General features: G+C 44.2%; 12 protein-coding genes, 2 tRNA genes and 1 rRNA gene (1 of these 15 only partly in view). 3 read left to right on the top strand and 12 right to left on the bottom strand.

The genetic code is table 11. The features are described from left to right. Nucleotides 1–89: 89 nt before the first annotated feature. A complete protein-coding gene (gene groL / locus ABDZ72_RS02950; protein WP_343751052.1) occupies nt 90–1,724 on the bottom strand; it encodes a chaperonin GroEL in 1,635 nt (544 codons plus the stop codon). Nucleotides 1,725–1,775: 51 nt separating this feature from the next. Beyond that, nucleotides 1,776–2,060, bottom strand: a complete 285-nt coding sequence (gene groES / locus ABDZ72_RS02945) for a co-chaperone GroES (protein ID WP_343751051.1) — start codon at nt 2,058–2,060, stop codon at nt 1,776–1,778. Between the two features lie 266 nt (nt 2,061–2,326). On the opposite strand from groES, the gene ABDZ72_RS02940 reads away from it, so the two are divergent. Together ABDZ72_RS02940 and ABDZ72_RS02935 are read left to right on the top strand one after the other, a co-directional pair. Then, nucleotides 2,327–3,037 carry a CPBP family intramembrane glutamic endopeptidase gene (locus tag ABDZ72_RS02940; protein WP_343751050.1) on the top strand — a complete coding sequence of 237 codons (711 nt, stop codon included), beginning with the start codon at nt 2,327–2,329 and terminating at the stop codon, nt 3,035–3,037. Between the two features lie 64 nt (nt 3,038–3,101). Then, nucleotides 3,102–3,308, top strand: coding sequence for a DUF4305 domain-containing protein (locus ABDZ72_RS02935; RefSeq protein ID WP_343751049.1), 207 nt, complete (start codon nt 3,102–3,104; stop codon nt 3,306–3,308). 29 nt (nt 3,309–3,337) lie between these two features. Here the strand turns inward: ABDZ72_RS02935 and ABDZ72_RS02930 are convergent, their stop codons facing one another. Next, nucleotides 3,338–3,970, bottom strand: coding sequence for a redox-sensing transcriptional repressor Rex (locus tag ABDZ72_RS02930; protein WP_343751048.1), 633 nt, complete (start codon nt 3,968–3,970; stop codon nt 3,338–3,340). A 2-nt stretch (nt 3,971–3,972) separates the two neighbouring features. Beyond that, nucleotides 3,973–4,467 carry a cyclic pyranopterin monophosphate synthase MoaC gene (gene moaC, locus ABDZ72_RS02925; RefSeq protein ID WP_343751047.1) on the bottom strand — a complete coding sequence of 165 codons (495 nt, stop codon included), beginning with the start codon at nt 4,465–4,467 and terminating at the stop codon, nt 3,973–3,975. A 135-nt stretch (nt 4,468–4,602) separates the two neighbouring features. Here moaC and ABDZ72_RS02920 point away from each other — a divergent pair, with 135 nt between their 5' ends. Continuing rightward, nucleotides 4,603–6,519 carry an ABC-F family ATP-binding cassette domain-containing protein gene (locus ABDZ72_RS02920; protein WP_343751046.1) on the top strand — a complete coding sequence of 639 codons (1,917 nt, stop codon included), beginning with the start codon at nt 4,603–4,605 and terminating at the stop codon, nt 6,517–6,519. A 208-nt stretch (nt 6,520–6,727) separates the two neighbouring features. Here ABDZ72_RS02920 and tsaD read toward each other — a convergent pair whose 3' ends face one another. The 8 genes from tsaD to ABDZ72_RS02880 all read right to left on the bottom strand — a co-directional run. Continuing rightward, a complete protein-coding gene (gene tsaD, locus ABDZ72_RS02915; RefSeq protein ID WP_343751045.1) occupies nt 6,728–7,744 on the bottom strand; it encodes a tRNA (adenosine(37)-N6)-threonylcarbamoyltransferase complex transferase subunit TsaD in 1,017 nt (338 codons plus the stop codon). Beyond that, entirely contained in the window at nt 7,741–8,190 is a 450-nt protein-coding gene (rimI, locus tag ABDZ72_RS02910; protein WP_343751044.1) for a ribosomal protein S18-alanine N-acetyltransferase, read from the bottom strand. The genes tsaD and rimI overlap by 4 nt, the downstream gene beginning before the upstream one ends. Then, complete coding sequence (gene tsaB, locus ABDZ72_RS02905; protein WP_343751042.1) at nt 8,183–8,887, bottom strand: tRNA (adenosine(37)-N6)-threonylcarbamoyltransferase complex dimerization subunit type 1 TsaB; 705 nt, start codon at nt 8,885–8,887, stop codon at nt 8,183–8,185. Before tsaB ends, rimI begins: the two co-directional genes overlap by 8 nt. A gap of 13 nt (nt 8,888–8,900) precedes the next feature. Beyond that, nucleotides 8,901–9,362, bottom strand: a complete 462-nt coding sequence (gene tsaE / locus ABDZ72_RS02900; RefSeq protein ID WP_343751039.1) for a tRNA (adenosine(37)-N6)-threonylcarbamoyltransferase complex ATPase subunit type 1 TsaE — start codon at nt 9,360–9,362, stop codon at nt 8,901–8,903. Next, nucleotides 9,355–10,341, bottom strand: a complete 987-nt coding sequence (gene thiL / locus ABDZ72_RS02895) for a thiamine-phosphate kinase (RefSeq protein WP_343751038.1) — start codon at nt 10,339–10,341, stop codon at nt 9,355–9,357. The genes tsaE and thiL overlap by 8 nt, the downstream gene beginning before the upstream one ends. Nucleotides 10,342–10,736: 395 nt before the next feature. Then, nucleotides 10,737–10,810: transfer RNA gene (locus ABDZ72_RS02890), tRNA-Asp, on the bottom strand. 14 nt (nt 10,811–10,824) lie between these two features. Beyond that, nucleotides 10,825–10,901, bottom strand: a tRNA-Met gene (locus ABDZ72_RS02885). Between the two features lie 287 nt (nt 10,902–11,188). Beyond that, nucleotides 11,189–11,306 (bottom strand): 23S ribosomal RNA (locus ABDZ72_RS02880) (its annotated part continues 314 nt past the right edge of the window); the annotation flags it as partial.

Below are 11,306 nucleotides of genomic sequence, written 5' to 3'. Positions count from 1 at the left end.
TTACGAAAACGTCCTTTATGCTTAATTTCTATAAAGTTTTCAATTTTTCACAAGGGCAGAATCCTGTTGTGACAGGCATGGGAGCATGCTTACATCATGCCGCCCATACCGCCCATGCCACCCATGTCAGGTGCTCCGCCGCCGCCATCGCTGTCTTCAGGATTGTCAGCGACGACTGCTTCTGTTGTTAGGAACATAGCAGCAACAGATGCTGCGTTTTGCAGTGCAGAGCGAGTAACTTTAGTCGGATCAACGACGCCAGCTTCAATCATGTTAATCCATTCACCGTTGGCTGCGTTGATTCCGACGCCAACTTCTTCGCCTTTGAGACGTTCAACAACGATGGAACCTTCCATTCCAGCATTGTGGGCAATCTGACGGATGGGCTCTTCCAATGCACGAAGAACAATATTGGCGCCTGTTGCTTCATCGTCTTCAAGCGATAGCTCGCCAATTTTGCTGAGCGCGTTGATAAAGGCCGTACCGCCACCGGAAACGATACCTTCTTCCACAGCTGCGCGAGTGGAGTTCAGGGCATCCTCAATGCGAAGTTTACGTTCTTTCATTTCCGTTTCGGTAGCCGCACCAACTTTGATAACCGCTACGCCGCCCGCCATCTTTGCCAGACGTTCTTGCAGCTTCTCTTTGTCAAACTCGGATGTTGACTCTTCAGCCTGCGCACGAACCTGAGATACACGCTGGGAAATAGCTTCGGGCTTGCCGGCGCCTTCCACAATGGTTGTATTGTCTTTCGTTACAACAATCTTATTGGCTCGTCCAAGCTGATCGATGGTCGCGCTTTTCAAGTCAAGTCCAAGATCTTCTGTGATAACCTCAGCACCGGTTAATGTTGCGATATCTTCAAGCATAGCTTTACGACGGTCGCCGAAGCCTGGTGCTTTAACGGCAACAGCATTAAATGTGCCGCGCAGTTTGTTCATAACAAGCGTGGCCAGTGCTTCTCCTTCCACGTCTTCAGCAATGATTAAGATCGGCTTGCTTTGCTGAACAACTTGTTCAAGAACCGGCAATACTTCCTGGATATTTCCGATCTTTTTATCGGTAATCAGGACATATGGGTCTTCCAGTTCAGCCACCATTTGTTCCTGGTCGCTGACCATATATGGGGAAGCATAACCACGATCGAATTGCATACCTTCCACAACTTCCAATTCGGTGTTGAAACCTTTGGACTCTTCAATCGTAATAACCCCGTCATTACCGACACGTTCCATGGCTTCAGCAATCAGGTTACCAACCTCATCATCGTCGGAAGAAATGGATGCAACCTGGGAAATGGAATCTTTCCCTTCAATCGGATTGGAAATACCTTTCAGTTCATTAACGGCAACTTCAACCGCTTTTTCAATACCGCGGCGGATGCCAACCGGATTAGCACCGGATGCAACGTTTTTAAGTCCTTCACGGATCATGGCTTGTGCCAGGACGGTTGCCGTTGTTGTACCGTCACCGGCAATATCGTTCGTTTTGGAAGCTACTTCGGATACAAGTTGTGCCCCCATATTTTCAAATTGGTCTTCCAACTCAATTTCTTTCGCAATGGTAACACCATCATTTGTAATTAATGGCGAACCGAATTTTTTATCAAGCACAACATTACGGCCTTTTGGTCCCAATGTAACTTTCACGGCATCTGCCAGTGTATCAACACCGTTCAGTAGCGCACGACGACCATCTTCACTGAATTTAAGCTCTTTTGCCATAACTATTCGACCTCCTCAAATGGATATATGTTATTTCCGATATTCGGACAGTTAGCCTACAACAGCCAAAATATCGCTTTCTCGAAGAATTAAGTATTCCTTATCATCGTAATTCACTTCTGTTCCGGCAAATTTGGAATAAATCACGCGGTCTCCTTCTTTAACTTCCGGCGCTACTCTTTCACCGTTATCTGCCGGGCGTCCGGAACCAACTGCTACGACATTGCCTTCCTGTGGTTTTTCCTGTGCTGAATCAGGAAGGACGATACCACTTTTAGTCGTTTCCTCCTGCTCCACAAGTTCAATGACTACACGATCTCCTAGTGGCTTTATCATGTCGACAACCTCCTTCATTCCATCTCAATTTATTTGTTAGCACTCTTTGTTAGCGAGTGCTAATTCCAATTATTATAATATATAATTCATTTCAAAAATGCAAGCCTTACGGGATGAAAATTTTAGACTTTTAATAAGCGTCGACCATTCTATTATAAGCTATACAAAAAATATGATAAAATAATAATGGCGTTTTATACAGAATTGATCTTTTTTACCACGCATAAACTGTATAAAGCAAACCTCTACGAAGGAGTCGTTTTATTTTGGCAAAACGGTACTGGTATGTCATTTTAACATATATCATTATGCAATTTTCAGGTTTACTGTTTGTACCGCTTTTATGGGTCCTGACACCCTTGAGCAGATATGATGCGACGATTTACTGGTCGGTCATCAGCTTCTTGATTGGACTTGTCGTCGTTCTATGGTTGTTACGGCCGGATATGAAACAAAATAATAGTTCACAGGCCGCGGGAGTCGGTCGCATCATTTTATGGTCGGCAGCCGGTCTGGTCATGGCTTATATTTCTAATTCCATGGCATCGTCCATTGAAAGGGTTTTATTTGGCGTTGATCCAACTTCCCAGAATACAGAGATGATTATGGATATTACTCGCTCTGTACCTGTTTTTGCTGCCATCACCACGATTATAGCACCCATTCTGGAAGAAATCGTTTTCCGCAAAATCATTTTCGGAGAACTGTATAAACGCATGAACTTTTTTATCGCTGCGGTACTTTCCGCTCTTATTTTCAGTGTTATTCACATGGAGTTGGCGCATACGCTTGTCTATGCTTCCATGGGATTTGTCTTTGCGTTCGTTTATGTAAAAACCAAACGTATTATCGTGCCTATCATTGTTCATATGGCAATGAACTCCATCTCCGTCCTTGTATTAACATTTGGCGCAGACTATATCGAAAACAAGCTGAAACAGTTGGAGGACATGCAAACCATTCTTTTCCCATTTTAAGATGGTCTCCACTCTCTCGTTCCATTAACATGACAACAAACACACCAGTCAAGGGGCAAAAATTATGATTAAAATGACACCAAAAACGATGGCAATCATCTATTTTCTGATAGGGGCCATGTTCATAAGCGTTGCTGTGCAAGTCACAGGCGAGTCCATATGGCGTTTTCCTACCATCCTGCTTGCCCTTGTAGCGACACTTGAATTTGGTGTCGGCATCCGGATGTTGATTATTCATTTCAAAATTAAAAGCCAAAAGAAAAAGAAGTAATACCCAATGGATATATGGCTTCTTTTTCTTTATACATTCAACGGATAATGTTTCAAAAAATAGACGAGCGCCTGAATCTCAATCGATAAGTCAATATGGTGCACGCGCACCCCGGGCGGGACAGTGACTCGGGCCGGGGTGAAATTTAAAATGCCTTCCATGCCGTAATTGGATAGCCGATTCGTGATGCGCTGTGCCTCATCCGATGGCACAGTTAAAATGCCTACCCGTACATCACCGATTTTTTCTTCCAAATCATCAATATGATAAATGGGAACACCATCCATGTCGGTTCCCGTTTTATCAGGATCCGCATCAAACGCCATGACGATTTTGGTATTGTTGTTTTTTAAAAAGTTGTAGTGCAAAAAAGCCGTTCCCAGATTGCCCACTCCAACCAGAGCTACTTCAGTCAACTCATCCTGATCGAGTGTTTTCCGGAAAAAACCGAGTAAGTATTCCACATTATAGCCGTAGCCTTTTTTACCAAGTGCGCCAAAATAGGAAAAATCTCTACGGATCGTTGCTGAATCCACTTTGACCGCATCACTCAACTCATTGGACGAAACACGATTTTTCCCTTGTTGATGAAGACTGTTCAAAAAACGGTAATAGAGCGGAAGCCGTTTGGCAGTCGCTTGCGGTATTTTGTTTTGGTCCACAATTACGCCTCCTTGCCATCACGCTCATATTCGCCTGATTTGCCGCCCCTTTTGTGACACAGGTACGTTTGCCCGATAACCATCCCTTTATCAAGTGCTTTGCACATATCATAGACGGTGAGTGCAGTTGCTGAAGCCGCTGTCAGTGCTTCCATTTCCACCCCAGTCGACCCTTTTGTTTTAACCGTAACGGTTATCAGCAGGTCATAGTTGTCATCGGTAATATCCCAATCAAATATAATATCGGTTCCTTTCAACTGTAATGGATGACACATCGGAATGACATCGGACGTATTTTTGGCAGCCATAATACCCGCCACCTGGGCAACAGCAAGTACATCACCCTTTTTCATCGTTCCAGCCTGTATTTTTTCATATATTTCCTGTGTTAATTGAATGCTGGAGGCAGCAGTGGCCGTCCGCTCGGTTTCTTCTTTATCACTGATATCAACCATCCGTGCTCTTCCTTGTTCATTAAAGTGTGTAAAATCAGACATCGACTCATCTCCATTTGCTTTATGTTCAGCCTCTATTCTATCAGAAAAACATACATACGTCGTGACGCGTTTCACAATATCATTTTTGGGTTCATTCATGATACGATTGCAGGAAGAAGGACGAGGTGAACTGACATGATTGTAATGCAGCTGAATGACGTGTCCAAGTCATTTGGGGCTGAAGATATTTTAACGAATATAAAACTGGAGATAAAAACGAACGACCGCGTGGCTATTGTCGGGCGAAATGGTGCAGGCAAATCAACGATATTAAAAATCATGGCGGGCGAGCTTTCCTATGATGAAGGAGAGGTGTTTCAGCCAAAAAACCTGTCTGTCGGCTATCTGACACAACACAGCGCTCTCGAATCGGACAAAACCATCTGGGGTGAAATGCTCGAGGTGTTCAATAATCTCTTGATGCAACAGCAGGAATTACAGGAGATGGAGCAAAAAATGACACAAACGTCTTCCCTGTCTGATGCCACGTATGAACAACTGCTTGAGGATTATGATAAATTGCAGCAACGATTCGTCGAAAATGGCGGATATGAATATGAAGCAAGCATTAAGTCCGTGCTGACCGGCTTGAATTTCAACGATATCCCATTTGATACCCCTGTTGGCGAATTAAGCGGGGGCCAAAAAGCACGACTGGCACTCGGAAAACTGCTTCTAAAAAAACCTGATTTGCTAATATTGGATGAACCGACCAACCATTTGGACATTGAAACGATGACATGGCTGGAACAATTTTTGACCAGCTATCCCGGTGCCATTGCGATTGTATCGCACGACCGATATTTTCTGGATAAAACGGCATCCATTGTTTATGAGATCTCCCGGAATCAATCCAAAAAATACAATGGGAATTACAGTTATTACTTGAAGCAGCGGGCCCTGGATTACGAACAGGAATTGAAAGAATACGAAAAACAACAATCGGAAATAAAGCGTATGGAAGAATTTATTCAACGGAATATCGCCCGTGCATCCACCAGCAAACGTGCACAAAGCCGCCGAAAAGAACTGGAAAAAATGGAACGCTTGGAAAAGCCCAAAGGCGATGAGAAATCAGCATCATTTTCATTCCGAATAAATCGGGCAAGCGGAAATGACGTCCTGAAGGTTGACAACCTGTCCATGCACTACGATGATCAACCCATTTTTCAACATATAACCATTCATGCCAGTCGTGGCGAACGAATGGCGTTAACGGGGCCCAATGGGGTTGGAAAAACAACGTTGCTAAAAACCATTACCGGCCAGATTCAGCCATCTGATGGTCATATTAAAATCGGTACCAATGTGCAGATTGGCTATTACGATCAAGAACAACAACAGGTGACAACGTCCAAAACGGTCCTGGATCAGCTCTGGGATGAGTACCCTGATGTGGATGAAAAAGATATACGGACTGTTTTGGGAAATTTTTTGTTTTCAGGTGAAGATGTTCGGAAGCCCGTCCCTTCGCTCAGCGGCGGGGAAAAAGCACGGCTGTCCATGGCACGTTTGATGATGCAGAACGCTAATTTTCTTATCATGGATGAGCCGACCAACCACTTGGACATTGATAGCAAAGAAGTACTCGAAGCCGCATTGTTGAACTTTCCGGGAACAATTCTCTTTGTTTCCCATGATCGGTACTTCATCAATAAACTGGCTGACAAGATTGTGGAAATGCAGCATACAGATGCAACGATTTACTTGGGCAATTACGATTACTACATGGAGAAAAAAGAGGAAGAAGCCTCCATTCAAAGACTGATGGACAGCCAAGAAACTGAATCAAAGCAGGAACAACGAAAAACACAATTCCATGAAAATAAACAGGAGCAGCGAGAACAACGAAAAATCCAACGACGCATTGACGAACTGGAAGAACACATTGAACAACACGAGGCTAAACTGACACATTTGGAACAGAAAATGACCGAACCCGAAATTTACGAAGATCATGAAAAAGCAAGTGAACTGACTGAGGAAACCAAACAGGTGAAACAAAAAATTGACTCGCTTATGGACGAGTGGACAAAATTGCAAGAGGAATAAACGAACGAACCAATCCTGTGTCATAGCACAGGATTTTTATCCACAGTTTTATACACATATGAACATCCCTCTGTTCGGTTATTCTATCAGTTATACCCATTATCCACAGAATAATTTCCGGTTATCCACATGTTTTGCCCACATAGACCATACGGATGTGGCGTGCTTTCACAAAAATAATCCACAGGCCCGTGTAGGGCGCTGTGGATTATTTTAACGGCAATGAAGGATTTGCATTTAAATCCCAACCTGATCGTTTTCCCTGATTATTATTCACAAACCCGGCCGCGGCAATCATCGCAGCGTTATCGGTACAAAGCTCGAGCGGCGGAATAGCAAGTGGAATCCCGGAATCTTGAAATTGATTCTCCAGTGCACGCCGTAATCCCGCATTGGCCGCAACACCGCCCGCCACAATGACTTGACGGACTTGATACGACTGTGCTGCTTTCCACGTTTTTGTTGTAAGTACATCCACCACACTCGACTGAAAGCTCGCAGCGATAGATTGTTTACTGATGGATTCACCGCGTTGGGTGGCATTGTGTATCGTATTGATTACCGACGACTTCAACCCACTGAAGCTGAAGTCATAACTATCGCTCTCCAGCCATGCCCGTGGAAAGGTCATCGATGCCTCCCCTTCAGCAGCAAGCTTGTCTATTTGCGGTCCACCAGGATAGGGCAATTCCAGAACACGTGCAATTTTGTCGTATGCTTCTCCCGCGGCATCATCACGCGTTTCGCCAATTAGTTCATAGTTACCATGGGCATGCATCACAATCAATTCTGTATGGCCGCCGGAAACAATCAATGCTAGTAGTGGGAATTCAAATTCCGTTTGAAAACGGTTGGCATAAATATGTCCAGCCAAGTGATGCACCCCGATCAACGGTTTTTGTCTGGCGAATGCCAACGCTTTTGCACTGTTAACACCGACAAGCAATGCACCAACCAAACCAGGACCTTCCGTAACAGCAACCGCATCCACATCATCCCAAGTCATGTCAGCCTGTTCGAATGCTTCCTCCAGAACGATCGTCATTTGTTCAACATGATGCCGCGACGCAATCTCGGGAACGACACCGCCAAAACGTTTATGACTGTCAATCTGGGATGCGACGACATTGGAAACAATCTCATCGCCATTTTTAACAATGGCTGCTGCGGTTTCATCACAACTCGTTTCGATTCCTAGTATATATGTATCTTTTTTGTCATTCATGATAAATTCACCCACATTACCATTGCATCTTCTTGATTATCCGTATAATAACATTTACGGACACCTCCGGGGACAAGCCCAAATTTTCTGTACATGCGCTGTGCAGCAGTATTGGACATACGCACTTCCAGCGACAGACGTTTGGCGCCCATCCGGACGGCTTCAGTCATCACATACAAAAACAGTTTTTCACCCAATTTTTGTCCGCGAAAATCAGGAATAACAGAAATAGTTGTAATTTGCGCATCGTCAATCACAAGCCACATGCCTGCATAGCCGACCAACCACTCACCCACAAACACGCCAAAATAATGCGCATATTTATTTTCCGTTAATTCCTGCTTGAGAATATCTTTGGACCACGGAACAGTAAACGAGCCACACTCCACGTCCAAGACACGATCCAGATCCGTATCACTCAACTTCCGAATGCTCAGCTCATCCATTCAGGTCGTCCCTTTGTTTTTGCAGCCATTTTGCTTCTGCTTCCGCTAGGCGCAAATAATTGGGAGTCAATGTATGGGTGTTGTCCGCTTCTTTCTTCTGGCCGGCCCATGCCAAATGAACCGGATTGATTGCCGGAGAACTATCGGCCGGAATGACAGCCTTGTGTGCCAACCGTCTTTGAATATATTCTTTATGTAATGACATATCTGGACTCAGAAACAAAATATCGTGTCCCAAGGCCGCTAGCTCGTCAAGCCAATCATGCATTAATATATTACGTTCAGCCATCACCAGTTCCAATGTGTCGTGATGCCACCGGTACAATCCTGTATAAACGAGACCGCGACGGGCATCGAAAAAAGGGCATATATACGAGTGGTAAAAACGACCTTGCAAGGCAAGCCCTTCCAAACTGGAAACCCCTGTAATCGGGATAGACAGCGACCATGCCATCGACTTTGCGGTCATGAGTCCAATGCGCACACCTGTATACGAACCTGGTCCTTTAGCAGATACAATTTTATCCAATTCAGCAGGTGCCATATTGACTTCACGCATCACGTGGTCAATCGCCGGCATCAACCGAACGGAATGATTTTTCTTTATCGTTGTCGACAGTTCACCCAATGGGATATTGTCATTTAATACGGCAACGCCCATCGTTTGGGTGGATGTATCCATCGCTAATATATTCATTGCGAGTAACTCCTTACCACCAACCGTTCAGTTCGGCTGCAATCGATTGATAATGGTCATTTCCTGGGAAAAACGCCAATACACGATTGTCATTATCTCCACAGGAAATAGATATGGTTAAGTATGCATCAGGAAGATAGTCTTCGATAAAATGAGCCCATTCAACGACACAAACACCATCACCGTTAAAATACTCATCAAAGCCAATATCTTCGTCCGTATTCTCAAGCCGGTACACATCCATATGATACAAGGGCAGCTCACCGTCATATTCTTTAATAATCGTAAACGTTGGACTATTGACCGTGCGTTTGACCCCCAATCCCCTCGCTAACCCTTTGGCGAACGTTGTCTTTCCTGCACCGAGTTCTCCTTCCAATGTAAGAACGTCGCCAGGTTTTAACAGTGTAGCTAGCCTTTCTGCTACATGCTGCGTTTCTCCATCTGTATAAGTTGTTAGTTGAAAATCAGCCATTTTTATCACTGCTCCGATGGGTATATCCCTTTTTTAATAACGGCGTTTTGTGATCGGCATGATCGATTAGAGTGACGTGATGTCCATTGTTCTCTGACGGTTCAGCATAGCCGATATGTGTCAGCTGTGTATTCGTGTTCGCTGCAATGAGCTTTAACGTCTCCCATTCTTTCTCAGCAACCGTTCCAATCAATTCAAAATCTTCTCCTCCGTACAGTTTCCAGTTACGCTGCTGGTCCATGGAAAATTGAGTAAAAGACGAACGGGTCGGAAGCCAGTCGTCATAAATGGTAATCCCAACGTTGGAAGCTTCAGCTATTTCATTGACTTCGTTCGCAATACCGTCACTGATATCATTCAGCGCGACTCGATTCAGTGATTCCAGCCTGGTTGCAAAATCCGATCTGATTTGTGGCATGCAATGACTGTTTTCATAATGCGTTCTATCCGTATAACCTTTAGGGGTGTTCAACATATGAAAACCTGCCGCTGCATCGCCCAACGTGCCCGTCACAAAAACAAAATCACCGGACCGGGCTGCACTCCGGTACCGGGCCTTATCCTGTGCCACAAAGCCTATAACGGTAATCGCAATAGACAATTCATTGCCGGAAACCGTGTCACCACCAATTAAATCCATGTGTTGGGACGAAGCAGCAGAGGACATACCTCGGTAAATGCTGTTCAACTCATCGTCGGAACAGGAGTCGGGAATAACAATCGACACTAAATAAAAGGCAGGTTTAGCCCCCATTGCAGCTATATCACTCATATTGGCAGCCAGTGCCCGATATCCCATGTAAAACGGATTCATCATCGTTCTGGAAAAATGGACACCTTCCAGAAGAGTATCGGCAGTTGTAATGATATCCCGAGCGGACTGACGAAAAACCGCTGCATCATCACCGACGCCTTTTACTAATGACGATTGTCTGTACGCTGATTGTTTCATCCGTTCAATAAACGCAAATTCATCCATGTCCCATCACCTTACTGCATAAGAATCTTCATTCAAACTACTAACAATTTAATAATAGCAAAAAGAAAAGCAAAAGAAAAAGACAAACAATAAAGAAAAAAATCAATCGGTAGTTCGTCTTATCTCTACGATGGCTCGACAAATCAGGAATGGACCTCCACCTTATCGTCTATGGTTGACCTACGTTTATACATGAGGATATGATAGATCATTTATGCGTCATCAATATAACAAAACCGTTTCTTTATCATTCGAAACGGTCTAGCAACAAGTGGTATTTCTACCCAGTGTCCTTTTCACTTGATATCAATCAAAATAATCAAGACATCATGTGTTATATTTACTAAAAACATGTTTCCCTTTGGCTGGAAAACATGTTCATCTTAAAGCAACAACGGTCCGGACGGGACTCGAACCCGCGACCTCCTGCGTGACAGGCAGGCATTCTAACCAACTGAACTACCGGACCAGTTTGAATAATTTTGGTTGCGGGGGCAAGATTTGAACTTGCGACCTTCGGGTTATGAGCCCGACGAGCTTCCAGACTGCTCCACCCCGCGATATTATGAAATAATACTAAATTAGAAACATAAGCCTTTAAACTGTTTATGTTGAAGTGTCATTGTGTTGCGTATTTCTAAGAGAAATAACACCCTTTACAACGTGATTGTTTAATGACCTCGCCAGTTTTCTGAACCTTAGATAGGAATCGTAAAAATAAACTATACAAACTCAGGAACAGCTTCACACGCAAATAATATTATACCATTTATGTCTCAGAATGCAACTTTTTTAATTGCACCCTGAAAACGGAATAAGAACGTTAGGCCATTCCAATGTGAAATGTGTGGTTAAGTCCTCGATCGATTAGTATCCGTCAGCTTCACGTGTTGCCACGCTTCCACCCCGGACCTATCTACCTCCTCGTCTTGGAGGGATCTTACTCACTGAACGTGATGGGAAGT

It is taken from the genome of Lentibacillus halophilus (assembly GCF_039522485.1).
GTDB lineage: Bacteria > Bacillota > Bacilli > Bacillales > Amphibacillaceae > Lentibacillus > Lentibacillus halophilus.
Note: the sequence above shows the minus strand (reverse complement) of the source record. Positions and strands in the feature narration are given on the sequence as shown.

What these genes read in the sequence shown, in the direction of transcription:
- moaC (WP_343751047.1), bottom strand. Translation starts at nt 4,467, where the DNA reads ATGTCTGATTTTACACACTTTAATGAACAAGGAAGAGCACGGATGGTT.
- rimI (WP_343751044.1), bottom strand. Translation starts at nt 8,190, where the DNA reads ATGGATGAGCTGAGCATTCGGAAGTTGAGTGATACGGATCTGGATCGT.
- groL (WP_343751052.1), bottom strand. Translation starts at nt 1,724, where the DNA reads ATGGCAAAAGAGCTTAAATTCAGTGAAGATGGTCGTCGTGCGCTACTG.
- tsaD (WP_343751045.1), bottom strand. Translation starts at nt 7,744, where the DNA reads ATGAATGACAAAAAAGATACATATATACTAGGAATCGAAACGAGTTGT.
- tsaB (WP_343751042.1), bottom strand. Translation starts at nt 8,887, where the DNA reads ATGAATATATTAGCGATGGATACATCCACCCAAACGATGGGCGTTGCC.
- ABDZ72_RS02935 (WP_343751049.1), top strand. Translation starts at nt 3,102, where the DNA reads ATGATTAAAATGACACCAAAAACGATGGCAATCATCTATTTTCTGATA.
- tsaE (WP_343751039.1), bottom strand. Translation starts at nt 9,362, where the DNA reads ATGGCTGATTTTCAACTAACAACTTATACAGATGGAGAAACGCAGCAT.
- ABDZ72_RS02920 (WP_343751046.1), top strand. Translation starts at nt 4,603, where the DNA reads ATGATTGTAATGCAGCTGAATGACGTGTCCAAGTCATTTGGGGCTGAA.
- thiL (WP_343751038.1), bottom strand. Translation starts at nt 10,341, where the DNA reads ATGGATGAATTTGCGTTTATTGAACGGATGAAACAATCAGCGTACAGA.
- groES (WP_343751051.1), bottom strand. Translation starts at nt 2,060, where the DNA reads ATGATAAAGCCACTAGGAGATCGTGTAGTCATTGAACTTGTGGAGCAG.